We start from the raw sequence: 22,474 nt of genomic DNA, 5'->3' as shown, positions 1-22,474 counted from the left end.
GCCCAGGGGCGGGCGGGGGCGGCGCCCGGCCGACATCTGCCCTACCCGTGCGATCTCGAGGACGCTCGACGCGAGGCGAACCTGGTCCGCGCCAAGGTGCGCTGACGCCGCGCCGCCTGCGGCGCAGCCTCGGTAGGCTGCGGCTGTGGGAGTCGATCACTGGCCGGTGCCGTTCGTCGATGAACCTGTCGACCTCGTCGTCGACCTCCCCGGCAGCAAGTCACTCGCGAATCGCGCGCTGATCCTCGCAGCCGTCGCCGATGGACCGTCCACGGTGCGCCGAGCACTGCGCTCCCGCGACACCCTGCTGATGGCCGACGCCCTGACGTCACTGGGCTCTCACGTCGACACGACCGACGCCGACTGGGTCGTGACACCTGGTGCCTTCACCCGCGACGCGGCCATCGACTGCGGTCTGGCAGGCACCGTGATGCGCTTCGTCCCCCCGATCGCCGGGCTCTCCACCGGCACCATCGCCTTCGACGGCGACCCCCACATGCGCAACCGGCCGATCGGCGAGGTGGTCCGGGCGCTGCGCGCGCTCGGCGTCGCCATCCACGACGACGGCCGCGACGCGTTGCCCTTCACCCTGAGCGGTGCGGGCGCCGTGCGCGGAGGGCGCGTCGTCATCGACGCCTCGGCGTCGTCCCAGTTCGTCTCGGCACTGCTTCTGGCCGGCGCACGTTTCGATCAGGGCGTCGACATCCGGCATCGCGGCGCCGCAGTTCCCTCGCTCCCCCACATCGAGATGACGGTGCAGGTGCTGCGCGAGCACGGCGTGGAGGTCGACGACAGCGAGCCTGATCGCTGGCAGGTCGCCCCCGGCCCCGTGCGTGCGCTGGACCGCACCATCGAGCCCGATCTCTCCAATGCGGCCCCGTTCCTCGCCCTGGCCGCCGTCACCGGAGGGAGCGTCACCGTGCGCGACTGGCCGCGCATGACCACCCAACCGGGCGACCAGCTGCGCACGATCCTGACCGCCATGGGATGCGACGTCCGATGGCACGAGGACGGCCTGACCGTGACCGGCCCCGAGCGGCTGACCGGCGTCGACCTCGACCTGCACGACGTCGGCGAGCTGACGCCGGCTGTCGCGGCCCTGTGCGCTGTGGCCGAAGGCCCCTCGCACCTGCACGGGATCGCGCACATCCGCGGTCACGAGACCGATCGGATCACCGCGCTGGCCACCGAGCTGGGCCGCGTGGGCATCGGTGTCGTCGAGCACCCCGACGGCCTCACCATCACCCCCGCGCCGGTGCGCCCCGCCGTCTGGCAGACCTACGCCGACCACCGGATGGCGCATGCCGGGGTCGTCATCGGCACCGCCGCCCCCGGCATCGAGATCGAGGACGTCGCGACCACCAGCAAGACCTTCCCCAATTTCGCCGGCTTCTGGAGCGACCTCGTCGCTGCGGCGCCGACCCACTGACGCGACGCGAGGCGAGACGGGATGGCGGGCCGCTACACCGAGCACGATCACGAGCACTACGAACGCCCGCGCCGCCGCACCCGCCCACGCACCAAGGAACGACCGGTCTACGACGACGCCGTCGACGGTCTCGTCGTCACCGTCGACCGGGGGCGATTCACCCTGCTGGTCGACGACGTGGTCGTGATGGCCATGAAGGCGCGGCCGCTGGGGCGCAAGGGTGTCGTCGTCGGCGACCGGGTGCGCGTGGTCGGCGACACCTCCGGCACCGAGGGTTCCCTGGCCCGCATCGTCGAGGTCGTCGAACGTCGCACGACACTGCGGCGCACGGCCGACGACGACGACCCGGTCGAGCGGGTGATCGTGGCGGACGCCGACCAGCTCGTCGTCGTCACAGCGCTGGCCGATCCCGAGCCGCGACCGCGCCTGATCGATCGGGCGCTCGTGGCCGCCTACGACGCCGGGATGGCGCCGTTGCTGTGCCTGACCAAGTCGGACCTGCGCGACCCCGAGACGCTCCTGCAGACCTACCGCTCCCTCGGAGTGCCCTGGGTCGTCACCCACCGGGGCGGCGACATGACCGAGCTCGAGGAACGTCTGCGGGGCCGCACCAGTGTGCTGGTGGGGCACAGCGGGGTCGGCAAGTCGACGCTGGTGAACCGCCTGGTGCCCAGCGCGGATCGCGAGGTCGGGCACGTGAACGCCGTCACCGGTCGTGGACGCCACACCTCGACGTCGGCGTATCTGCTCGCGCTGCCCGGCCACGAGGGCTGGATCATCGACACCCCCGGCATCCGGTCGTTCGGACTGGCTCACGTCGAGCCCGAGCACCTCATCGAGGCGTTCCCCGACCTGGACGAGATGACCGAGGACTGTCCCCGCGGATGCACCCACGGGGAGGAGGAGCCCGAGTGCGGGCTCGACGAGGCGATCGAGTCGGGCGAGGCCGACGTCGACCGGGTGTCCTCGTTCCGACGTCTGCTCGCCGCGCGCAGCGTCAGCGACTACTGAGCGATCGCTTCGCGTTGACCCGTCTTCAGGCAAAGACGGGTCAACGGCGATTCCAGGTTGACCCGTCTTCAGGTAGAGACGGGTCAACGTGGATCAGGTGGTCTCAGCCGGCGTACCCGCTGCCCCAGACGGCGCGGGCACCGGCCTCGCCGGTGAGGAATACCAGCACGAGAGTGGCCACGGCCGCAGCGGCCAGCAGCACGTTGAGGGACACCCGCACGGCACCCGCGCGCGCATGCAGCCAGGACGTGACGACGCCGAGCGCGCCGAAGGCGAAGGTCACCCACAGGAGCAGATCTGCCAGCTCCTCGTGCTCCTCGATCTTGTCGTCGCCCTGGAAGAAGGAGTTGGCCTCCAGGAAGGAGTCGCCGCTGAGATAGGCGACGACGATCACGACCACCGCCACCACGCTCGCGATCAGAAGCGGTCGTCGGAGTCGGTCGCGCCACCGCGGGACCAGGTAGGCCAGCGCGATGAGCGCGGCGATCGGGGCCAGCACGACGGCGGCGTGTACCGCGAGCGGGTGCAGCGGCAGACCGTTGATCTCCATGGCGACACGATAGGGCGCGCCGGTGAGAAGTGGGCGATCTCCCGTCATCACTACGCTGTGGTGAGTGGGAACCGACTTCACCGACGATCTGCGCCTCGCGCACGTCCTGGCCGACGACGCCGACTCGCTGACGACGGCGCGGTTCAAGGCACTCGACCTGCACGTGATGAGCAAGCCCGACCTGACCCCGGTCACCGACGCCGACCGCGCCGTGGAGGAGAGCCTGCGCCGCACGCTGTCGCGCGTGCGCTCGCGCGACGCCATCACCGGCGAGGAGCAGGGCACCAGCGGCCACTCGCAGCGACGCTGGATCATCGACCCGATCGACGGCACGAAGAACTTCGTCCGGGGCGTCCCGGTCTGGGCCACTCTGATCGCCCTCGCCGTCGACGACGAGGTGGTGCTGAGCGTCGTCTCGGCGCCCCTGCTGCAGCGCCGCTGGTGGGCATCGACGGGCGGCGGCGCCTTCACCGGCCGCTCTCTCCTCAAGGCGAGCCAGATCCACGTCTCGGACGTGCGCCGGCTCGAGGACGCGTCGTACGCCTACTCCTCGCTGGGCGGCTGGGAGGAGCGCGATCGGCTCGACGACGTCCTGTCGCTGATGCGGCGCTGCTGGCGGACGCGTGCCTACGGCGACTTCTGGTCCTACATGCTCGTCGCCGAGGGCGCCGTCGACATCGCGGCCGAGCCCGAGCTCGAGGTCTACGACATGGCGGCGCTGGACATCATCGTGCGCGAGGCCGGAGGTCGGTTCACCTCCCTCGACGGCAGCGACGGCCCGTGGGGCGGGAACGCACTGGCCAGCAACGGACACCTGCACGAGGCGGCGCTGTCGTTCCTCGGCGCCCTCCCCGACTCCTTCGAGGACGACCCGGACTGGACACGTCCGGCCCCGGGAACCGTGAGCGACCTGCGGGCGCGACGAGGACGCGACGACGAGGTGTGACCCTGGTCACCGGCGCGGGACGCCGGTAGCGTCGGGGCATGCGCATCGGCGAGATCCTCCAGAGCAAGGCGGCGCCCGCGGGTGGCCCCGTGGTCACGATCGGCCCGGACGCCGGGGTCCGCGAGCTGCTCGCACTCCTCGCCGAGCACAACATCGGCGCCGTGATCGTCAGCAGCGACGGTGCCGCTCTCGACGGCATCGTCAGCGAACGCGACGTCGTGCGGCACCTGCACCGCGACGGCACGGTCGTCAACAACACCGTCGGCGCGATCATGACCGCCGTCGTGGAGACGTGCACGAGCGGCGACGACCTGGACGAGGTGATGTCGACGATGACCGCCCGCCGATTCCGGCACGTGCCCGTCATCGACGACGGCGTGCTGGCCGGGATCATCTCGATCGGCGACGTGGTCAAGCACAAGATCGCCGACCTGGAGTTCGAGCGCGACCAGCTCGACTCCTACGTCCACTCCTCCTAGAAGTCCGCCTCAGACGTCGCTGCCGAGGTCGTCGGGCCCGGCGCGGGCCTGCCCGGACGCCGGATACGGTGTCGGGCATGGACAAGCCCGAGATCGAGTTCCCTGACTTCGACCCGCCCGCAGACCTCGTCATCACCGACGTCACCGAGGGTGACGGCGCCGAGGCCACCGCCGGCTCGACGGTGTCGGTGCACTACGTGGGCGTGGCCCACAGCACCGGCGAGGAGTTCGACGCCTCCTACAACCGTGGCGAACCGCTCCGGTTCCGCCTCGGCATCGGTCAGGTCATCTCCGGATGGGACACCGGCGTGCAGGGCATGAAGGTCGGTGGGCGTCGCCAGCTGGTCATCCCGCCGCACCTGGGGTACGGCGACCGCGGCGCAGGCGGGGTCATCAAGCCCGGCGAGACGCTGATCTTCGTGGTCGATCTGCTGGGCGTCAGCTGACCCGGAGCACATCGTCGGTGCGGATGCGCCGTGGACCGAGGCCCGCGGCGCATCTCACCAGGGGAAGTCGTCGGGCGTACTGCCGTCACTGACCCGGGCCGACTGCGCCGCCACCGCGACGACGTCGCCGTTGACCAGCTGGCGACCACGCCGGGTCTCCGGCGAACCGTTGACGCGCACCATGCCCGCGGAGAGCAGGTGCTTGGCGTCGGCTCCGGTGTCGACGAGGTTGGCCAGCTTCAAGAACTGCCCCAGCTTGATCGACTCGTCGTCGATGGGGACGGACACGGGGTCGGGCATGGAGACATGATTCCACGACCTGGGCGCCGTCTCGCGGCGAGCATCACCCGACGAGCTCGGCGATGGCGTGGATCGTGACCCCGACCAGGCCGCCGACGATCGTGCCGTTGATCCGGACGAACTGCAGGTCGCGACCCACGTGCAGCTCGATCCGCTCCGCGGCCTCCCGACCGTCCCACTGCTCGATGGTGTGGGTGATCACCGACGTCACCTCGTGGCCGTAGCGGTCGACGGCGAAGACGGCCGCGTCCGCGACCATGGTGTCGATGCGGTCCCGCAGCTGCGACTCGGCGCGAAGTCGGACGGCGAACCGCTCCAGTTCGTCGCGGAGCCGCTGCGGCACAGCGCCCTCGGCATCGCGCAACGACGCGACGAGCGCGCGGCGCAGCGCGTTCCACAACGAGATGCCCGAGGAGATCACCGCCGGGTGGTCCAGCAACCGCTCCTTGAAGCGCTCGGCGCGCTCCTGGGTCGAGGCGTCGCCGAGGAGGTCCTCGGCGAGCTGTCGCAGCAGCGTGTCGAGCGCCGACCGGGCGCGGTGCCCGGGCTGGTCGCGGATGTCGTCGACCCACCGAACCATCTCCTGATGCACCCAGGAGGTCACCCGGTGGTTGACCGAGTCCGGCGACCACCACGGCGCACGCTCGCCGATCACCTCCTGGACGGTCGTGGGGTTGAGGCGCAGCCACTCGGCGAGCTCGGCCAGCGCCAGGTCGACCAATCCGTGATGCAGGTCGTCGCGCAGCGCCTCGTCGAGCAGACCACCCAACAGCGGGGCGATCGGCTCCTCGCGGAACCGTGGGACGAGTGCATCGGTCACCAGGCTCGCCACGTGCTCATCACGTACTCGCTGCAACGCGATCGCGGCCACGGCGACGACCTCGTCGACCACCCGGCGCCGGTGGGCCTCCTCGGCCAGCCACTCGGCCACCCGCTGGGACACCTCGACCGCAGCCAACCTCTCGCGGATCACCGACTCCTGGAGGAAGTTCTCGCCGACGAACTCCTCCAGACCGCGTCCCAGCTCGTCCTTGCGGCGCGGGATGAGCGCCGTGTGCGGCACCGGAAGGCCGAGCGGATGCCGGAACAGCGCCGTGACGGCGAACCAGTCGGCGATCGCACCCACCATCGACGCCTCCGCGCCGGCGTTGACGTAGCCCCAGAACCCGTCGTCGTGCAGCGTGACCGCGTACACGGCCGCAGCCGCCAGCAGCAGGCCGAGCGCCACGGCGCGCATCCTTCGCAATCCCGCCCGACGCACGGTGTCCGCGTCCTGCCACGAGTCATCGAGCGGCACGGGAGGCGAGGTCACAGACACCGCGCCATCCTCGCGCATCGGGGCGATCGCCCCCCACACCTCCGCGAGCGCGCGCCGACATCGAACCTGGCGTCGTCGGCTCCTACACTTCCGCTCATGTCCGAACCGCGCACCGTGATCACCTTCGGGACCTTCGACGTCTTCCACGTCGGCCATCTGCGAGTGATCCAGCGAGCCGCCGAGCTCGGCGACCGTCTCGTCGTCGGCGTCTCGGCCGACGCGCTCAACCTCCGCAAGAAGGGGCGCGAGCCGGTCTTCAGCGAGGCCGAGCGACTCGCCATCGTCGCCGCCCTCAAGCCCGTCGACGGCGTCTTCCTCGAGGAGAGCCTGGAGCTCAAGCGCGACTACATCCTCGAGCACGGCGCGGCGGTGCTCGTGATGGGTGACGACTGGGCAGGGCGGTTCGACGAGTTCGGTGACATCTGCGAGGTCGTCTACCTGCCGCGCACACCGGCCATCTCCACGACGGCGCTGATCGAGAAGATCTCCGCGGGCTCGTGAGGACGCCGATGCTGCCGCGCCGGATCGCGGTGGGCCTCGCGGCCCTCGCCCTGGCGGGGACCGGCGGCGCCGTCGCCCCCGACATAGCGCAGGCCACGACGTCCCGCGGCGCGCCGGGGGTCGCTCAGGCTCACGGCACCGCCCAGGGCGCGAGCGCCGTGCTGCGGCGAGCGGTCGCTGCGCTCGCGCCGCAGCACACGGGCGTGGCGGCGCGACACGGCTCTGCCGCGCACCGCGAGTCCGCGGCACCGCACTCCGAGGACGGCGGCGCCACCCTGGCCCTGCGCGACCTCTTCCTGGCACGCGCCGGCCTGACCGGGCGCGAGGCACAGCAGGCCGATGCGCTGCTCGCTCGACCGACCGACGGACTGCGCGACCCCTATGGCGACGGCTACCTGCTGCCCTCGCAGTCGACGTGCGGTCCGAACGTGTGCGTGCACTCGGTGCGGCTCGGACCGGACGCCCCGCCGAACTCCGCCTGGGTCCGCACCACGCTGTCGGTGATGGAGAAGGTCTGGACCCACCACATCCGCAAGCTCGGGTACCGACGTCCGCCCACCGACGGTTCACGCGGTGGCGGACCCAAGTTCGACGTCTACCTCAAGGAGCTCGGCGGCGCTGGCGTCTACGGCTACTGCGCGCCCGAACGGCGGATGGCGAACCAGCCTCGGCGCGCGTCGTCCTTCTGCGTGCTCGACGACGACTTCGCCCGGAGCCAGTTCGGCCGCGACCCGATCGACAGCCTGCGGGTCACCGCGGCACACGAGTTCTTCCACGCCGTGCAGTTCGGCTACGACTTCCGCGAGGACAGGTGGTTCCTGGAGAACACCGCCACGTGGATGGAGGAGCGCTACGCCGACGACGTCAACGACAACCGGCAGTACCTGCGCCAGGGCCAGATCGCCGACCCCGGCCAGAGTCTCGACGTCTTCGACACCGCCGGCGTGGCCCAGTACTCGAACTGGATCTTCTGGGAGTTCCTCAGCGAGCGGTACGGCGTCGGGATCGTCAAGCGAGTCATCGAGCGGGCGGGCACCGGGCAGGGACTGCCCAACGACTACTCCATCCAGGCCGCGCGCCGCGTACTCGAGCGACTCGACGGATGGGCACAGACCTTCGCCGACTACAGCGCCGGCAACACGGTGCCCGCGAGCAGCTACCGCGAGGGGCGCTTCTTCCCCGCGGCACCTCTGCGCGGCAAGGCGGTCCTCACCGCCCGCAAGCCCACCTACGGCCGTGCCGAACGGATCGACCATCTGGCATCGCGCAGCTTCAAGGTGCGGCCCGGTGCGGGACTGCGAGGGGACCGTTGGCGGCTGCGCGTCGCCGTCGACGGCCCGAGCCGGGTTTCGACCCCCGCTGCCGTGGTGCTGGTGCGACCACGCAACGGGCGACTCCAGCGCATCCCCGTACGTCTGGACCGACGTGGCGACGGGTCCGTGATCGTGCCGTTCGACGGACGGCGGATCGCGACGGTCACCGTGACGCTCGTGAACGCCTCGACCCGCTACCGCTGCGGGCGCGACACCCTCTTCTCCTGCACCGGCGTCCCGCGCGACGACGGCAAGCTGTTCCGGCTCGGCCTCAAGGCCGTCCGCCGGTAGGGGTGTCCTCGACCGCGCAGCCCGACCGAGACAGAGCTCAGCGCACGCGGAAGGTGTCGCTGAGCCACACCGCCAGATCGGCGCCGAGCGCCTCGAGGTCGGGTTCGGCGTGCTCGTCGAGTGCGTCGGAGGCCAGCTGCCGGGTGGCGTAGACCAGACCCAGGTAGGCGCTCTCGGGGATGAGCGGAGAGGGCTTGCCGTCGGGCTCGAAGTCCGCCGCGATCCCGATCAGGTGACGCGCGAACAACCGCAACGACTCGCGCCGCTGGGACCGCGCTTCAGGGCCGAGCGCATCGATCTCGACCTGATAGGCGCGCGCGACGACCAGGTCGAGCCGCAGCGTGCGCAGGTAGGCGGTCATGAGGTCGCGCACGATGCGCGCGCGCTCCTCCGGCTCCGCCGTGACCGTGTGGTCGACCGCGAGCACCTCACCCAGTAGAACCTCGATGAATCGCTGGTACCCGGCGAAGACGCACTCCTGCTTGCCAGGGAAGCAGTCGTAGAAGGCTCCGAGCGAGACGCCGGCCCGCTTGGCGATCTCGGCAGGGCCGAACGAGGCGTAGCCCCGGTGGGCCAACAGCTCGGTCATCGCGATCAGCAGACGTTCGCGCTGCGCCCTCAACACGTCGTCGCGGCTCAACCCGTGGCGTCCTCGCGGGAGCGGATCGGGGGTCGTGAAGAACACGCCCTCGCGGATCCGCGGCAACTCCGGGGCCTCCGACATGGGGCTCACCCTCTCACTCATCGTCGCCCGCCCTGCGGGCCTTCCAGCACCGACCTCGTCCGCGCACCACACCGGCCCCGGAGGCCGCCGTCGTCGGGCCGAGACGCATCGTCGACCCACCTGACGACACGGCCGTGACTCATTGCCGTAAGGATCGTTACTCTAGTGCTCCTCGTCCCATCGTCATCCACAAAGGTGTCCCCCAGTGACCTCTGCCCGTGCGTTACTCCTCCCCCAGCTCCGGCGCCCGACCCTGCGACGCCGTGTCGCCGGGGTCGCCGTCCCGCCTCTGGTCGCGGCGCTGGCACTCGCGTCGTCGATGAGCACCGCCACCTCCGCCGCCGCGGACGACACCTCCGCTGCGACGGCGAGCGCGCCCACGGCCGCCCGAGCCGCGGCTCCGGCTCGCAACGACGCGTTGCTCGCCGGCCGGGGAGACATGATGCGCACCATCCGCGACCTCGTCGCGATGGCACCGCGAGCCACCGGCACCCCGGGCGGCCGCCGGGCGGCCGAGTACGTGGCGGACCGGTTGCGCTCCGCGGGGATGGACAAGGTCTGGATGGAGAAGTCCACCTCCTACTCCTGGAAGGCCAGCGGCGCCAGCCTCAGCGTCGGCGGCACCAAGCTCGACGTGAACCCGATCGGGTTCTCCTTCATCAAGGGTCCGACCGGAACCGGCGTCCGTACCCTCGGCCCGAAGGGCCTGACGGCGGAGGTCGTCGACCTCGGCGGAGACCCGCTCGCCGCGCTGAAACTGCTCGACGTGCGCGGCAAGTTCGTGATGATCGACCTGAAGTTCCTCCTGCCGCTGGCGGGCCTCACTCCGTTCATCGAGTTCATCTACGACCCCGACCTCGAGGTGCTCGACCTGCCGACGCTGTTGGCGACCAACCCCTACATCACCACGCTCTCGCAGACCATCCAGGCGCTCGAGGCCGCCGGCGCGGCGGGCATGATCGGCGTGCTCGCCGACTACTTCGACTCGAACAAGTACCACAACGAGTACTACCGCAGGACGCCCATGCGGATCCCGGGCATGTGGGTCACCAAGCGCGAGGCCGCCTCGATGCGGGCGTTGCTGAAGAAGTCGCCGCGCGCCACCATGCGCCTGACGACCACCCGTCGCAAGGTCGTCGCCCGCACCCCGATCGGCATCCTGAACGGCCGCTCGAAGGACACCATCATGGTGCAGAGCCACCACGACTCACTCGGCCCCGGCGCCGTCGAGGACGCCAGCGGAGTCGCCGAGGTGCTGGCGCTCGCCGAGTACTACGGAGCCATGGACAAGCGCGGTGCGCGACGCGACAAGACGTTGATGTTCACCACGTTCGACACTCACTTCACCGGCTACCAGGCCCACATGGCCTTCGTCGACAAGTACATCAAGAGCAAGAAGTCGCCCTATCCGATCGTGGCCAACACCACCATCGAGCACATCGCCAAGAAGGGCGTCATCAGGAAGGACAAGCTGGTCTTCACCGATGAGACCGAGCCGCGGGGTTTCTTCGAGAACGTCTCACTGCCGTTGAAGCTCAAGCTCGCCAAGATCATCGTGGACCGCGACCTCCGCGGGACCACGCTGCTCAACGGCACCGTGTTCACCCCGCTCGGCATCCCGACCGACGCGTCGTTCGTCCTGGCGGCGGGCGTGCCGACCGTCAGCCTGATCGCCGGCCCGATCTACCTCTACGACGAGGCCGACACGATCGAGGCGGTGGACCAGCCCGAGCTCAAGCCGATGCTGCTCGCCCAACGTGACCTGATCGACGCGTTCGACGCGACACCGTCACGTCAGATGGGGCTGCTACCGATCACGCTGCCCGGCCTCGGCTGATGCGCACGGTTCGACGACGGCAGCGCGGGCTGCTCCCCGGCCTGAGCGGAGCAGTGGTCGCCGCCGTCGCGGCGGCCACGCTCGTCGCTCTGCCATCGTCGGGTGCGTCGGGAGGTGGCTCCCCCGACGTCGTGGACGTCGGCCCGGCCGGCACGACCAGCCGCCTGGCGGGCGCGTCGCGCTCAGCCGTGATCTCCTACACCACGCGCACCGTGCGCGGTCGGCGCGGGACCGCGACGGGTCTCATGCTCATCCCGCGGGGCGAGCGCCCGGACGGCGGCTGGCCGGTCGTGGTCTACGGCCACATGACCACGGGTGCCGCGGATCGCTGCGCTCCCACGAACGGCACCCCGAACGACACCGAGAAGCAGAAGATGCAGCAGGGTGACGACACCACCCGCGCGCTGCTGCGCGCGGGGGTCGCCGTCCTACGTCCCGACTACGAAGGGCTCGGCGCGCCCGGGCCGCATCCCTATCTGCATGGTCCGTCTCTCGGCCGCGCGATGGTCGACATGCTCACTGCGGTCAACCGCCGCTGGCCGGCGCTCCTGGGTGACCGCTGGGTGGTGTCGGGCCACAGCGAGGGGGCGGTCGCCGCCCTGCACGCCGCGGACCGGCGCCGCCCGCAGGTGCGCGACATGACGCTGGTCGGCATCTCGGCCTTCACTCCCGTGACCCGGCTGGAACTCCTCGTGCAGCTGCTCCAGGTCGAGCCGGTTCCCGGACCGTTCGTGGGCGAGCTCGTCGGACTCGCCGCCCTGCTGCTCAAGGGGCACAGCGCGACCGACCCCGCGTTCCGGCGACTGCTGATGAACGGGGGGCTGAGCGCCCGCGCCAGGGCACTCTGGCCGCACCTGGAGGACCGCTGCCTCGCCGACCTCTCCCGCACCGACTCCTGGGGTGGGCTCGCCCCCGCCCAGGTCCTCGGCCCGCGTGGCGAGGAGGCATCTCGCGATCTGCGGCGCTGGCTCGCGCGGCACGACGTCCGGCACCTCCACCTGGCCGACGGTGTGCCTCTACGCGTCGATCTCGGCCTGCTCGACGCAGTAGCGCTCGCGCCGTTCACCGAACAGCTGATCCAGACCTATCGATCGCGCGGCACATCGGTCACGGTGGGGCGGTGGCCCTCGGGGCACTCCCCCACCAACTCCGACGGCTACGCGACGCCGGATGCCGTCAGCTGGATGGTGGCGCGGCTCCGCGGTTGATCACCGCAGCGGGGCGAAAGGCGGCATCAGCCGGCGATGACCTGCGCCGCGACGCGCACGAGCACGGGAGCGAGCGGGACGTCGACGGGAAGGGCCGCCGGATCGAGCCACCGCAGCTCGTCGATCTCGGCGATCGGCGCGGGGAGCGGGGCGTTGGGCGCGAGGTCTGCGGCGAAGACCGTGGCGTCGACCAGGTGACCCGGCTCGTTGGCGGCGTCGTCGAGGAAGTGTCCGAGCGGTTCGGCGGATGCGAGCTCGAGGCCGACCTCCTCGTGCAACTCGCGAAGAGCGCACTGCAGCGGCGTCTCACCGGCCTCGATCTTGCCTCCCGGAAGCATGAAGGCGCTCGTTCCCCGCTTGCGGACGGCGAGCATGAGGCCCGACGCGTCGCGCAGGCAGACGGCGGCGACCACGAACGTCGGCTCACTCACGACGCGACCATACTGGGGGCATGTCGAGAGCCGTGGCCCCCACCGATCACGACCGCTGGGAGGCGTTGATCCAAGCGACGGCCCATCTGGAGGCGCCCCTGGGCATCGTGGACGACGAGGCGCTCGTCGCCAACGCCGACGACTTGGTGCGACGGGCCGCCGGCGTGCCGATCCGAGTCGCGAGCAAGTCGGTGCGCATCCGTTCCGTCCTCGACGACGTGCTGGCCCGGCCCGGCTTCGCCGGCGTGATGTCGTACTCGCTCGCCGAGTCGAACTGGTTGGCCGATCACGGCGTCGGCGACATCCTGCTCGCCTATCCGACCACCAGCAGGGCGGCACTGCGCGACCTGGCGGAGAGCGAATCCCGCCGCGCGGCGATCACGCTGATGGTCGACTCACTGGCGCACCTGGATCTCGTCGATCGCGTGCTCGGCCCGGCCCATCCCGCGATCAGGATCTGCCTCGACATCGACGCCTCGCTCCGACTCGGTCCCGCCCACCTGGGCGTGCGCCGCTCGCCGGTGCGCACCGCGCGCCAGGCGGGCCGCCTGGCACGCGAGGTCGCCGCGCGGCCCGGCTTCGATCTGGTCGGCGTGATGTTCTACGACGCCCAGATCGCCGGGATGCCCGACACCTCCCCCGCCGTCCGACTGGTCAAGCGGCGCTCGGCCGCCGAGCTCCTCGATCGACGCTCGCGGGTCGTGGCCGCGGTCGGCGAGCACGCGCCCCTGGAGATCGTGAACGCAGGCGGCACCGGCAGTCTCGAGGTCGTCAGCGCCGATCCGGTCGTCACCGAGGTGACCGCCGGCTCCGGACTGTTCGCGCCGACCCTGTTCGACCGCTACGACGCCTTCACCGCACGCCCCGCCGCCTTCTATGCCCTGCCGGTCGTACGGCGTCCGCACCGCGACGTGGCGACGCTCTACTCCGGCGGCTACATCGCCTCCGGCCCGACGGTGGCCACGCGGGCGCCGTCGCCGGTGTGGCCCGAACGACTCGCGCTACGCGGCATGGAGGGCGCCGGTGAGGTGCAGACACCCGTCGAGGGGAAGGGAGCGCGCGACCTCGCCGTCGGCGACCGCGTGCTGATGCGCCACGCGAAGTCCGGCGAGGTCTTCGAGCGCCTCGACGTCGTGGCTCGGGTCGACGCTGACGAGCGCGTCACGACCACGCCGACCTACCGCGGGGAAGGGCACAACTTCGGATGAGCACCTGGACCAACTGGAGTCGCAGCGTGCGCACCACCCCGGTGCGCACCCTGCAGCCCGCCTCGACCGCCGACGTCGTCCGGATCCTCGCCGAGGCCGCACGCGACGGGTTGCCGGTCAAGGCTCACGGCGCCGGCCACTCGTTCACCGCGATCGCCGCGACCGACGGCGTCGCGCTGCACCTGGGCCGGATGAACGCGCTGCTCGACCATGACCCGGTGACCGGTCGGGTGCGCGTGCAGGCCGGGATCTCCCTGCGCGAGCTCAACCCGCAGCTCGCCGCACTCGGGCTGGCACTGCCCAACCTCGGCGACGTCGACCCGCAGTCGGTCGCGGGCGCGATCTCCACCGGCACCCACGGAACCGGGGCACGTCTGCACGGAATCGCCGCCGCGGTCGTGGGCCTGCAACTCGTCACGGCGTCCGGGGAGGTCGTGGAGATCGACGAGCGGCATCCCTGGTCAGGCGCCGCCGCGGTATCCCTGGGTGCGTTGGGCGTCGTGACCGAGGTGACCCTGCAGTGCGTGCCGGCATTCCTGCTGCACGCACGTGAGGAGCCGATGGCCCTTCCCGCGGTGCTCGAGTCGCTGCCGAGCCTGGTCGAGGACAACGACCACTTCGAGTTCTATTGGTTCCCGCACACCGAGAAGGCCCTGGTCAAGCAGAACAACCGGGTGCCCGACGGCACTGCGGCAGCGCCGCTCGGCCGGCTGCGGCATCTGGTCGACGACGAGCTGCTCAGCAACGGGCTCTTCGAGATCGCCAACCGTGTCGGACGACGGGCGCCGGGCATCGTGCCGCGGATCAACGCCGTCTCCGGTTCGGCCCTGTCAGCACGCGAATACACCGCGCCGTCCTACGAGGTGTTCGTCTCGCCGCGCCGGGTGCGGTTCCACGAGTCGGAGTTCGCCGTCCCGCGTGCGGCGCTGCCGGAGATCATCAGCGGGCTTCAGCGGTACTTCGCGCGTGGCGCCGAGACGGTCTCGTTCCCGATCGAGGTGCGCTTCACCGCCGCCGACCCGGTGTGGCTCTCGACCGGCTACGAGCGGGACAACTGCTACGTGGCCGTGCACGCCTACCACCGCAACGATCCGACGTCGTACTTCGCCTACGCCCAGTCGCTGTTCGTCGAGCACGAGGGCCGGCCGCACTGGGGCAAGCGGCACACTCTCGGCCCCGGCTACCTCTCGACGGTCTACCCACGTTTCGATCAGTTCCGCGCGATCCGTGACGAGGTCGACCCCGAGCGTCGCTTCGGCAACGACTACCTGCGGCAGGTCTTGGGCGACTAACCCACGCGCCTTCCCGGTCAGCCGATTCGTGCGGGAAGGCGCTCCCAGCCGCGCAGGATGCGCGTGGTGCGACGTCGGGCGCCCGGCGTGAGCTCGACGTCGGGGAAGCGGTCGAAGAACGCGCGCAGACCGACCTCGCCCTCCATCCGCGCCAGCGCGGCCCCCAGGCAGTAGTGCCGACCCGCGGAGAACGACACGTGGTCGCCCGCGTTGGCGCGCGCGACGTCGAAGCGGGCGGGGTCTGCGAAGACCTCGGGGTCTCGGTTCGCACCGGCGAGGACGGTGGTGACGAAGCCACCCGGCGCGATGTCGACGCCCGCGACCGTGGCGCCGTCCGGTGTGACACGACCGGTGAGCAGGACGGGTGGGTCGAACCGCAGCACCTCGTCGACCGCGCTCGGCCAGAGGTCGACGTCCTCTCGCAGGTGTGCGCGCTGCTCGGGGTGGTCGTGCAGGAGCCTGATGCCGTTGCCGAGCAGGTTGACGGTGGTCTCGAAGCCGGCGGCGAGCACGAGCCCGGCGGTCGCCTTGAGCTCGACCTCGCTCAGGGCGTTCTCCTCGTCCCGGGCGGAGATGAGCTGACTGAGCAGGTCGTCGCCCGGCTGACGTCGCAGAGCAGCCAGGTGCTCGTCGAGCCAGGCGTCGAAGTCGCGCAGCCCGGCATAGACCGAGCGGTACTCCGACCAACCGAGGCCGAAGTCGAGGCTGGGAGCCGCGGCCGTACCGAGCTCGAGCACCCGCGGCTGCTGCTCGGCCGGCACCCCGAGGATCTCGGAGATGACCGCGACCGGAAGCAGGCTGCAGTACCGCTCGATGAGGTCCACCGGCGCACCCGTGCGCGAGGTCGCCTCGAGCTCGTCGAGCAGGTCTGCGGCGATCTCCTCCGTGCGCTCGCGCAACCGGGTGATGGCCTTGACCGTGAACACCCGGGTGACCAGCTTGCGGTACCGGGTGTGGTCGGGCGGCTCGACGGCGAGCATCGAGGGAGCCTGGATCGGGTGTGTGATGTGGGGCTCGGTCGCACCGGCGACGCGGGCGAGCAGGCCCACGCCGTCCATGGGGTTACCCGAGCGGAAGTCGGGGCTCGACAGCACCTCGCGTACCACGGCGTGGTCGACCGTGAGGTGGCTGGCGAACCCGCGCAGCAGTGACCCGTGGGACCGGACCTCCTCCAGCAACGGCCACACGTCGCCGCCGGACGACGCCGTCACGATCATCCGTGCCTGCAGTTCCCCACGCCGCGCCGCCGAGCGCACCGCCAGTCGTGGGACGCCGAACGCCGAGGCCCAGTGGACCGCGGATCGCGCCTCGGACAGGACGGCACCAGGATTCACCACGCCCCCGACGGTACTGCGCGCGCCCGCACGACGGCACGCGTCGTCGCGGTCGTCCCGCGAACCGACCTCAGCGCCAGCCGAGCTCCGGCGCGACGTGCTGGAGCACCGACTCGATCACGTGCGCGTTGTACTCCACGCCCAGCTGGTTGGGCACCGTCAGGAGCAGGGTGTCGGCGGCGGCGACGGCCTCGTCCTCGACCAGCTGCTTCACCAGCGCCTCGGGCTCCCCGGCATAGGACTTGCCGAAGCGCGCGATCCCGCCGTCGATCTGGCCGACCTGGTCCTGGCTGCGCGACTCGTGGCCGAAGTAGGCACGATCGGCGTCGGAGACGATCGGGAAGATGCTGCGGCTGACCGAGACACGAGGTGTCCGCTCGTGGCCGGCAGCGGCCCATGCATCGCGGAAGAGCTGGATCTGCTCGGCCTGCAGTTGGTGGAAGGGCACGCCGGTGTCCTCGGTGAGCAGGGTGCTGCTCATCAGGTTCATGCCCTGCTGCGCCGTCCACTCCGCGGTGGCACGCGTACCGGCGCCCCACCAGATCCGCTCGCGCAACCCTGGTGCGTGTGGCTCCAGCCGCAGCAGACCGGGCGGGTTGGGGAACATCGGGCGCGGGTTGGGCTGGGCGAACGCTCGACCCTCGACGACATCGAGGAAGACAGCCGTGTGCTCGCGCGCCATCGCTGCGTGATCGTCGTCGGCGGGCTGGTACCCGAAGTAGCGGAAGCCGTCGATCACCTGCTCCGGCGATCCGCGGCTGATCCCGAGTTGCAGCCGCCCGCCGGAGATCAGGTCGGCGGCGCCGGCGTCCTCGGCCATGTAGAGCGGGTTCTCGTAGCGCATGTCGATGACACCGGTGCCGATCTCGATCCGCTCGGTGCGTGCGCCGATCGCCGCGAGCAGCGGGAACGGCGAGGCCAGTTGGCGCGCGAAGTGGTGGACGCGGAAGTAGGCGCCGTCGGCGCCCAGCTCCTCGGCTGCCACGGCGAGGTCGATCGACTGGAGGAGCGCGTCGGACGCGCTCTGCGTCGCCGAGCTCGGCGACGGCGTCCAGTGCCCGAAGGAGAGGAACCCGATGTTCTTCATGCCGGGCTCAACGCCGGTCGAGAGGGGGAGGGTCCGTCAACCACCTGTCACGGCAGCTGTCAGGAACAGCCGTAGCCGGCGCCCAGCCCGAGCAACGAGGTCACGGTCTGGGTCGTCGTCGACGACATCCACGACGGCGCGCCCGGCACCGCAGCGGTCACCCGGACCAGCACCGAGGCCCCGGACAGGAGTCCGCTCACGGTGACCCACCGGGTCGACCCGCTCGCGTTGACCGTGAAGCTCGCGCCGAGGGCGTTCACGGCGCTGTAGGTCAGCGCATACGGCGAGGTGACCGCCGTCCAGGACACTGTGGCGCTCAACAGCGCGCCCGAGCACGAGAGCGCAGGCGCCGGGACGTCGTAGGCGGTCAACGTCGTGCCGGAGACGGCGACCGGATCCGCCCAGGCCGCATCGGCCGGCGCCGTGGCAGTGACCGCGAGCGCCGCTGTGGCACCGACGGCGGCCGCACGACGTCCGAGGTGCCCTCGCCGAGGTACCTGCGCGCGTCGGCGATCGCCGGCACCGGGGCGCACCACCACCCAGCCGAGTGTCAGCGCGTAGAGCCCGAGCGCCGCGAGACCCGCCGGCGTCCGCAGCCACAGCACCGGACGCCCCACCCAGGGAACGTGGCCGACGAGTCGATCGACCTCGCGCACGGTGTAGGGCCGTGGGTCGGGGACAGCGTTGGCGTCGCCGCGCAGCCGGAGGGCTGCGGAGCCGTCGGGCATCGGGTCGACGGACACGACGCGGTGCGTGATCCGGTCGCCCGGCGCCGCGAGCACGCTGACCACGTCGCCCACGACGACGTCCTCGGCCGGAGCGGTGCGCAGCAGCGCCACCGCTCCAACCTGGAGCGCCGGGCTCATCGATCCCGAGCGCACGACGACGGGTCTCACGCCGGCCACCAGACACAGCGCGGTGGCGAGCAGGCAGAGGGCGCCGACGGCTGCGCTCAGCCGCAGGAGCACGCGTCCGACCTGGCTCACTGCCGGCTCACGTCACGTCCGAGGTGGCGGCGACGGTCAGGCTGACCGTCGTCGTGCGTCCCTGCAGGGTGCTCGGCGCGGCGCCGTCCAAGGTCAGCTCGACGCAGAGCGCCTGCGTCGCACTCGCCGCGATCGGCCCCTGCCGGACGCCGACGAGGGTCGTCGTGGTCGAGGCCGTGAGCGGCGTGCTGGTCAGCACGACCGCGCCGCCCGTGCAGGTCGCAGCCGAGCCGCTCCCGCTGCGGGTACCGCCCGCGACCAGCCGGATCCTCACGGCACCGGAGGCGGCGAAGGCGGCCGCGTCGGTGCCACCGAGGCCACCGGACGCCGTCCAGGTGAGAGCGGCGGTGCCGCCGTTCTTGAGCGTGATGACCTGGGCCGACGAGCTGCCCGGCACCATCGCGCTCATCGAGAGCGTGGCGGTGGTGACGGCGTCGGCGTTGTCGGCCTTGAGGTCGAGCGTGCCGGCGGTGAGCGTCGTCCCGCTGACGGCGGCGGCATCGGTCCAGTGAGCCCACGTCGTGCTGACGGCGATCAGCACCAGGACGCCGAGCCCGAGCGCCGCGTGCAGGCGGGTCCTGTCAGCCATGGCGGACCTCGGCCTGCGACGGTGCGACGTGGCGCTCTCTCCACGCCGCTCGGTACGAGCGTGCCCCCGAGAGCAGCAGAGCCGCAGCGGCGACGATCGTCAGCCAACGCCGCGTCGCCGGGTCGAGCAGGTCGTGGACCCGGCCCGCGTACGGGACGGCGAACCACACCTCGCCGCGGATCTGGACCGGCTGTACCCAGGCAGGATCCGGTTGCGGGTTCGCATCTCCCTGCGTACGGAAGATCGGCCTGCCCTGAGCATCCGTGGCCTGCGCGACGATGCGGTGGGTCACCACGATCGGTGCGCCGGAATCGCGCTGGTAGGTGATCACGTCTCCGACGCCCAGGTCGCGCGCCTGGACCGGGCGCACGACGATGAGCGACCCCGGAGGAAGGTCCGGGCGCATCGACGACGTCAGCACCGCGTAGGAGGACCCGCCCACGGCGAGCGGGAGCACGACGCTCACCCCGATCAGGATGGTCGCAGTGATGCCGACGCTCCCGACGAGCAGGCGGCCCAGCCACAGCACGACCGGGCCGTCTCAGCTGTGCGTCTGGGTCAACGCCACGGTGTAGTCGCTGATGTCGGCGACTCGCAGCTGCGTCGTGTTGCCCGACGACGACACGAAGGTGACCGAGATCCGCGCGGTGACGGTGGCACCGTCGAGTGCCTCGGTGACGTCGGTGACCGGCGAGCCGCCGCTGGTGAACGATCCGGCGACGGTCAGCGCCGAGGACAGCGTGCCCGTCGCTCCGGGTGCCGTGGGTGTCAGCGTGGCATGCAGGTGCTCGCCCGCCGCGGCGACGGTGAAGGTGCACGACCTCGTGACGACGTCGCCCGGCACCAGGCGGTCGGTCGCCGGGTCGAAGGCGACGCCGGTCGGCGTCGCGGCGCTGTCCAGGACCCATCCCGACGATGCGCACCCGCCGGACGTGGTGTCGGTCAGCGCCATCGTCCCGCTGTTGATGCCCGTGATGCCGGGCACCGACAGCGTGTCGGTCCAGAACGCCACGGTCCCGGCTCCTCCGACCAGCAGCACGGCCGCACCGCCGATCGCCACGGTGCCCTTGAGTGAATGGCGCATCGTCGCCTCCGAAGTGCGCTGCACCCGCTCGTCGAGTGCGTCACCCCCTCCCATCGGTCGCACTGACCGACATCTGAGACGTCGCCCTGCTGAGCCGCGGAGGCCCCGTCAGCCGTAGTGGCAGACGTACCCGAGTGTCTCGACGACCTCGATCGAGAACGAGGACTCCCCCGGCACGGCGAAGGAGTCGCCCGCGGCGTACTCGGTCCACTCGTCGCTGCCGGCCATCCGGACCCGGCACCGTCCGGCGTTGAGTTCCATCACCTCGGGAGCCGCGGTGCCGAACTCCAGCGCTGCCGGGAAGATCACGCCGGCCGACTTCCGGGTGCCGTCGGGGAGGAAGAACGTGTGGCTCACGCAGGCCCCGTCGAAGTAGACGTTGGCGCGCGGGTCGAGGGTCACGCCCTCGTAGGTCGCAGGGGCCTCGGAAGAGTCGGTCACGACGCGCGAGCCTAGTGGTGCGGTGCGACCGCCTCGTCTCGACGTGGGTCAGGTGCGACTCCAGGCGCCGAGCTCGTTCCCCGCCGGGTCGGTGAATTGGAAGCGCCGGCCGCCCGGAAAGGCGAAGGGCTCCACACTGATCGCGCCTCCAGCCGCGACCACGGCCCTCAGCGTCGCCTCCAGGTCGTCGGAGTACACCTGCACGAGCGGGCCGCCCGCGTGCGGCGTGCCCCGGGGGTCGAAACCGCCGTCCTCGTCGCCCCCGGTGGAGCTGAACCCGACGTAGGCCTCGCCGTAGTCGGTGAAGGTCCAGCCGAGAGCCGACCCGTAGAACGCCTTGGCAGCGGCGAGGTCGGGAGCAGGCAGCTCGATGTAGTCGATCGCGTGGTGGATGCTCATGCGTCCACTGTGCCTGCGCCCACCGACACTCGCAGACGGCGCCGTCGATGCACTCAGGCCCGGATCCACGAAGGATCCGGGCCTGAGTCTCAGTGGCGGGGGCAGGATTTGAACCTGCGACCTCTGGGTTATGAGCCCAGCGAGCTACCGAACTGCTCCACCCCGCGTCGGTGAACTGAACGTTACACATGGCCGGCCGCGCACCCAAATCGGGGACAGTCGTGACAAGCCGGCACCCGTGCACGCGGGACGAAGGTCCCGGCGCGGTCAGGACGGGATCCCCGTGAATCCGTGCAGTCACCCGTCGATGGTGGAGGTATGAACCTGACCGAGATCTCCCGCGGCAGTGTGGTCGTCGGCTTCGACGGCTCCCCCGATGCGAGGCGCGCAGCCGAGTGGGCAGCCGGCGTCGCCGACAGCGAGCATCGTCAGCTCGTCCTCCTGCACGCGGAGGCGCCCCTGTCGTCCACCTACGCCGGAACGCTCGGAGCGTGGGGCGTCGACGCTCAGGCCCTGCGTGCCGCGCTCACCGACGCCGCGACCCAGCTCCTCCGCAAGGAGGCACGCAGGCTCGGCGAGCTCTTCCCGGCGGTCGACGTCCGCGCGTCGAGCGAGCTCGTCGATCCGAGGCAGGCGTTGATCGAGGTCAGCCGCCAGGCGTATCTGATCGTGGTCGGCTCCCGGGGTCGCGGGCCGATCGCGTCCCGCCTCCTCGGCTCGGTGAGCTCGGCGCTGTCAGGACGAGCCCACTGCCCGGTGGTCGTCATCCGCCCCGAGAAGGACGACGCAGCACATGGTGCCCCGCCTCGCCATGGCGTCATCGTCGCGGTCGACGGCGCCGGCGAGTCCCTCCCGGCCATCGAGTTCGCCTACGCCCAAGCAGCGCGGCTGGGCGAGCCGCTGCGGCTGCTGCACTGCATCTTCGACGTCCGCGTGGCGATCGGGGACGTCGACCCCGACCACGACGACGATCACGCCGAGAGCCGGATGGTCATCGCCGCGTCGGTCGCCGGAATGGCCGAGAAGTATCCCGACGTCGAGGCGATCTCCGACGTCGAGCACGGCCTTGTCGACGAGCGTCTTCTCGAACTGTCCCAGAGCGCGAGCCTGCTCGTCCTGGGCCATCACCGCCGCACCGGCCTGCGGCGCCTGCTGTACCTCTCGGTGGCCGCCGCCGTCCTCGAACGCGCGAGCGGCCCCGTGGCCGTCGTCCCCGAACACTGACGGAGGCGACTCCGGCTCCCGGGGGGGGGGGGGACGGCGGGGGGAC

25 protein-coding genes and 1 tRNA gene are annotated in these 22,474 nt (G+C 71.2%); 12 read left to right on the top strand and 14 right to left on the bottom strand.

What is annotated here, in order from left to right; all coding sequences use genetic code 11:
* Positions 1 to 145: 145 nt before the first annotated feature.
* Both aroA and rsgA read left to right on the top strand, forming a co-directional pair.
* Positions 146 to 1,429, top strand: a complete 1,284-nt coding sequence (gene aroA / locus KSO97_RS16295) for a 3-phosphoshikimate 1-carboxyvinyltransferase (RefSeq protein ID WP_232680739.1) — start codon at positions 146 to 148, stop codon at positions 1,427 to 1,429.
* Positions 1,430 to 1,450: 21 nt separating this feature from the next.
* Positions 1,451 to 2,440: a ribosome small subunit-dependent GTPase A gene (gene rsgA / locus KSO97_RS16290; RefSeq protein ID WP_232680737.1), complete on the top strand. Its 990-nt coding sequence runs from the start codon at positions 1,451 to 1,453 to the stop codon at positions 2,438 to 2,440.
* A 103-nt stretch (positions 2,441 to 2,543) separates the two neighbouring features.
* Here rsgA and KSO97_RS16285 read toward each other — a convergent pair whose 3' ends face one another.
* Entirely contained in the window at positions 2,544 to 2,990 is a 447-nt protein-coding gene (locus KSO97_RS16285; RefSeq protein WP_232680735.1) for a DUF2231 domain-containing protein, read from the bottom strand.
* A gap of 64 nt (positions 2,991 to 3,054) precedes the next feature.
* Between KSO97_RS16285 and KSO97_RS16280 the strand changes: the two genes are divergently transcribed.
* The 3 genes from KSO97_RS16280 (at position 3,055) to KSO97_RS16270 (ending at position 4,861) form a co-directional block, all read left to right on the top strand.
* Entirely contained in the window at positions 3,055 to 3,936 is an 882-nt protein-coding gene (locus tag KSO97_RS16280) for an inositol monophosphatase family protein (protein ID WP_232680733.1), read from the top strand.
* Positions 3,937 to 3,974: 38 nt separating this feature from the next.
* Entirely contained in the window at positions 3,975 to 4,415 is a 441-nt protein-coding gene (locus KSO97_RS16275) for a CBS domain-containing protein (RefSeq protein ID WP_232680731.1), read from the top strand.
* Positions 4,416 to 4,492: 77 nt separating this feature from the next.
* Positions 4,493 to 4,861 carry an FKBP-type peptidyl-prolyl cis-trans isomerase gene (locus KSO97_RS16270; protein ID WP_232680729.1) on the top strand — a complete coding sequence of 123 codons (369 nt, stop codon included), beginning with the start codon at positions 4,493 to 4,495 and terminating at the stop codon, positions 4,859 to 4,861.
* A gap of 54 nt (positions 4,862 to 4,915) precedes the next feature.
* Here KSO97_RS16270 and KSO97_RS16265 read toward each other — a convergent pair whose 3' ends face one another.
* Both KSO97_RS16265 and KSO97_RS16260 read right to left on the bottom strand, forming a co-directional pair.
* On the bottom strand, positions 4,916 to 5,161 hold the full coding sequence (locus tag KSO97_RS16265; protein WP_232680728.1) for an RNA-binding S4 domain-containing protein: 246 nt from the start codon (positions 5,159 to 5,161) through the stop codon (positions 4,916 to 4,918).
* A gap of 43 nt (positions 5,162 to 5,204) precedes the next feature.
* Positions 5,205 to 6,479 carry a DUF445 domain-containing protein gene (locus KSO97_RS16260; RefSeq protein WP_308188335.1) on the bottom strand — a complete coding sequence of 425 codons (1,275 nt, stop codon included), beginning with the start codon at positions 6,477 to 6,479 and terminating at the stop codon, positions 5,205 to 5,207.
* A gap of 96 nt (positions 6,480 to 6,575) precedes the next feature.
* Here KSO97_RS16260 and KSO97_RS16255 point away from each other — a divergent pair, with 96 nt between their 5' ends.
* Both KSO97_RS16255 and KSO97_RS16250 read left to right on the top strand, forming a co-directional pair.
* Positions 6,576 to 6,980 carry an adenylyltransferase/cytidyltransferase family protein gene (locus KSO97_RS16255; RefSeq protein WP_232680726.1) on the top strand — a complete coding sequence of 135 codons (405 nt, stop codon included), beginning with the start codon at positions 6,576 to 6,578 and terminating at the stop codon, positions 6,978 to 6,980.
* Positions 6,977 to 8,584 carry an MXAN_6640 family putative metalloprotease gene (locus tag KSO97_RS16250; protein WP_232680725.1) on the top strand — a complete coding sequence of 536 codons (1,608 nt, stop codon included), beginning with the start codon at positions 6,977 to 6,979 and terminating at the stop codon, positions 8,582 to 8,584. The genes KSO97_RS16255 and KSO97_RS16250 overlap by 4 nt, the downstream gene beginning before the upstream one ends.
* Positions 8,585 to 8,621: 37 nt before the next feature.
* Here the strand turns inward: KSO97_RS16250 and KSO97_RS16245 are convergent, their stop codons facing one another.
* Complete coding sequence (locus tag KSO97_RS16245) at positions 8,622 to 9,308, bottom strand: TetR/AcrR family transcriptional regulator (protein ID WP_232680723.1); 687 nt, start codon at positions 9,306 to 9,308, stop codon at positions 8,622 to 8,624.
* 205 nt (positions 9,309 to 9,513) lie between these two features.
* On the opposite strand from KSO97_RS16245, the gene KSO97_RS18395 reads away from it, so the two are divergent.
* Both KSO97_RS18395 and KSO97_RS16235 read left to right on the top strand, forming a co-directional pair.
* Positions 9,514 to 11,145 (top strand): M28 family peptidase, encoded by a 1,632-nt coding sequence (locus KSO97_RS18395; protein WP_232680722.1) that lies wholly within the window; start codon positions 9,514 to 9,516, stop codon positions 11,143 to 11,145.
* Positions 11,145 to 12,353 carry a lipase family protein gene (locus KSO97_RS16235; RefSeq protein ID WP_232680720.1) on the top strand — a complete coding sequence of 403 codons (1,209 nt, stop codon included), beginning with the start codon at positions 11,145 to 11,147 and terminating at the stop codon, positions 12,351 to 12,353. Before KSO97_RS18395 ends, KSO97_RS16235 begins: the two co-directional genes overlap by 1 nt.
* Positions 12,354 to 12,379: 26 nt before the next feature.
* On the opposite strand, the gene KSO97_RS16230 is transcribed toward KSO97_RS16235, so the two are convergent.
* Positions 12,380 to 12,784 (bottom strand): NUDIX domain-containing protein, encoded by a 405-nt coding sequence (locus KSO97_RS16230; protein ID WP_232680719.1) that lies wholly within the window; start codon positions 12,782 to 12,784, stop codon positions 12,380 to 12,382.
* Between the two features lie 20 nt (positions 12,785 to 12,804).
* On the opposite strand from KSO97_RS16230, the gene KSO97_RS16225 reads away from it, so the two are divergent.
* Both KSO97_RS16225 and KSO97_RS16220 read left to right on the top strand, forming a co-directional pair.
* The gene (locus tag KSO97_RS16225; RefSeq protein ID WP_232680718.1) at positions 12,805 to 13,992 is read left to right on the top strand and encodes an alanine racemase; all 1,188 of its coding nucleotides are present in this window, start codon (positions 12,805 to 12,807) and stop codon (positions 13,990 to 13,992) included.
* The gene (locus KSO97_RS16220; protein WP_232680716.1) at positions 13,989 to 15,284 is read left to right on the top strand and encodes a D-arabinono-1,4-lactone oxidase; all 1,296 of its coding nucleotides are present in this window, start codon (positions 13,989 to 13,991) and stop codon (positions 15,282 to 15,284) included. The genes KSO97_RS16225 and KSO97_RS16220 overlap by 4 nt, the downstream gene beginning before the upstream one ends.
* A gap of 17 nt (positions 15,285 to 15,301) precedes the next feature.
* On the opposite strand, the gene KSO97_RS16215 is transcribed toward KSO97_RS16220, so the two are convergent.
* The 9 genes from KSO97_RS16215 to KSO97_RS16175 all read right to left on the bottom strand — a co-directional run bounded on the left by KSO97_RS16215 (position 15,302) and on the right by KSO97_RS16175 (position 21,371).
* Positions 15,302 to 16,621, bottom strand: a complete 1,320-nt coding sequence (locus KSO97_RS16215; RefSeq protein ID WP_232680714.1) for a cytochrome P450 — start codon at positions 16,619 to 16,621, stop codon at positions 15,302 to 15,304.
* Between the two features lie 67 nt (positions 16,622 to 16,688).
* The gene (locus KSO97_RS16210; RefSeq protein ID WP_232680712.1) at positions 16,689 to 17,705 is read right to left on the bottom strand and encodes an LLM class flavin-dependent oxidoreductase; all 1,017 of its coding nucleotides are present in this window, start codon (positions 17,703 to 17,705) and stop codon (positions 16,689 to 16,691) included.
* Positions 17,706 to 17,764: 59 nt separating this feature from the next.
* Positions 17,765 to 18,691 (bottom strand): signal peptidase I, encoded by a 927-nt coding sequence (locus tag KSO97_RS16205; RefSeq protein WP_232680710.1) that lies wholly within the window; start codon positions 18,689 to 18,691, stop codon positions 17,765 to 17,767.
* 7 nt (positions 18,692 to 18,698) lie between these two features.
* Positions 18,699 to 19,280, bottom strand: a complete 582-nt coding sequence (locus KSO97_RS16200; protein ID WP_232680708.1) for a hypothetical protein — start codon at positions 19,278 to 19,280, stop codon at positions 18,699 to 18,701.
* A complete protein-coding gene (locus tag KSO97_RS16195) occupies positions 19,273 to 19,809 on the bottom strand; it encodes a signal peptidase I (protein ID WP_232680706.1) in 537 nt (178 codons plus the stop codon). Before KSO97_RS16195 ends, KSO97_RS16200 begins: the two co-directional genes overlap by 8 nt.
* A 12-nt stretch (positions 19,810 to 19,821) precedes the next feature.
* Positions 19,822 to 20,364, bottom strand: a complete 543-nt coding sequence (locus KSO97_RS16190) for an alternate-type signal peptide domain-containing protein (protein WP_232680705.1) — start codon at positions 20,362 to 20,364, stop codon at positions 19,822 to 19,824.
* A 108-nt stretch (positions 20,365 to 20,472) separates the two neighbouring features.
* Positions 20,473 to 20,805 carry a pyrimidine/purine nucleoside phosphorylase gene (locus KSO97_RS16185; protein WP_232680703.1) on the bottom strand — a complete coding sequence of 111 codons (333 nt, stop codon included), beginning with the start codon at positions 20,803 to 20,805 and terminating at the stop codon, positions 20,473 to 20,475.
* A 48-nt stretch (positions 20,806 to 20,853) separates the two neighbouring features.
* Positions 20,854 to 21,204: a VOC family protein gene (locus KSO97_RS16180; protein WP_232680701.1), complete on the bottom strand. Its 351-nt coding sequence runs from the start codon at positions 21,202 to 21,204 to the stop codon at positions 20,854 to 20,856.
* 93 nt (positions 21,205 to 21,297) lie between these two features.
* A tRNA-Met gene (locus tag KSO97_RS16175) sits at positions 21,298 to 21,371 on the bottom strand.
* A gap of 151 nt (positions 21,372 to 21,522) precedes the next feature.
* On the opposite strand from KSO97_RS16175, the gene KSO97_RS16170 reads away from it, so the two are divergent.
* A complete protein-coding gene (locus KSO97_RS16170) occupies positions 21,523 to 22,428 on the top strand; it encodes a universal stress protein (RefSeq protein WP_232680699.1) in 906 nt (301 codons plus the stop codon).
* Positions 22,429 to 22,474 lie beyond the last annotated feature (46 nt).

This window comes from Nocardioides sp. R-C-SC26, from assembly GCF_021246465.1.
Classification (GTDB): Bacteria; Actinomycetota; Actinomycetes; order Propionibacteriales; family Nocardioidaceae; genus Nocardioides.
Note: the sequence above shows the minus strand (reverse complement) of the source record. Positions and strands in the feature narration are given on the sequence as shown.

What these genes read in the sequence shown, in the direction of transcription:
- KSO97_RS16270 (WP_232680729.1), top strand. Translation starts at nt 4,493, where the DNA reads ATGGACAAGCCCGAGATCGAGTTCCCTGACTTCGACCCGCCCGCAGAC.
- KSO97_RS16255 (WP_232680726.1), top strand. Translation starts at nt 6,576, where the DNA reads ATGTCCGAACCGCGCACCGTGATCACCTTCGGGACCTTCGACGTCTTC.
- KSO97_RS16225 (WP_232680718.1), top strand. Translation starts at nt 12,805, where the DNA reads ATGTCGAGAGCCGTGGCCCCCACCGATCACGACCGCTGGGAGGCGTTG.
- KSO97_RS16210 (WP_232680712.1), bottom strand. Translation starts at nt 17,705, where the DNA reads ATGAAGAACATCGGGTTCCTCTCCTTCGGGCACTGGACGCCGTCGCCG.
- KSO97_RS16265 (WP_232680728.1), bottom strand. Translation starts at nt 5,161, where the DNA reads ATGCCCGACCCCGTGTCCGTCCCCATCGACGACGAGTCGATCAAGCTG.
- KSO97_RS16220 (WP_232680716.1), top strand. Translation starts at nt 13,989, where the DNA reads ATGAGCACCTGGACCAACTGGAGTCGCAGCGTGCGCACCACCCCGGTG.
- KSO97_RS16235 (WP_232680720.1), top strand. Translation starts at nt 11,145, where the DNA reads ATGCGCACGGTTCGACGACGGCAGCGCGGGCTGCTCCCCGGCCTGAGC.
- KSO97_RS16180 (WP_232680701.1), bottom strand. Translation starts at nt 21,204, where the DNA reads ATGAGCATCCACCACGCGATCGACTACATCGAGCTGCCTGCTCCCGAC.
- KSO97_RS16190 (WP_232680705.1), bottom strand. Translation starts at nt 20,364, where the DNA reads ATGCGCCATTCACTCAAGGGCACCGTGGCGATCGGCGGTGCGGCCGTG.
- rsgA (WP_232680737.1), top strand. Translation starts at nt 1,451, where the DNA reads ATGGCGGGCCGCTACACCGAGCACGATCACGAGCACTACGAACGCCCG.
- KSO97_RS16200 (WP_232680708.1), bottom strand. Translation starts at nt 19,280, where the DNA reads ATGGCTGACAGGACCCGCCTGCACGCGGCGCTCGGGCTCGGCGTCCTG.
- KSO97_RS16170 (WP_232680699.1), top strand. Translation starts at nt 21,523, where the DNA reads ATGAACCTGACCGAGATCTCCCGCGGCAGTGTGGTCGTCGGCTTCGAC.
- KSO97_RS16245 (WP_232680723.1), bottom strand. Translation starts at nt 9,308, where the DNA reads ATGTCGGAGGCCCCGGAGTTGCCGCGGATCCGCGAGGGCGTGTTCTTC.
- KSO97_RS16275 (WP_232680731.1), top strand. Translation starts at nt 3,975, where the DNA reads ATGCGCATCGGCGAGATCCTCCAGAGCAAGGCGGCGCCCGCGGGTGGC.
- KSO97_RS16285 (WP_232680735.1), bottom strand. Translation starts at nt 2,990, where the DNA reads ATGGAGATCAACGGTCTGCCGCTGCACCCGCTCGCGGTACACGCCGCC.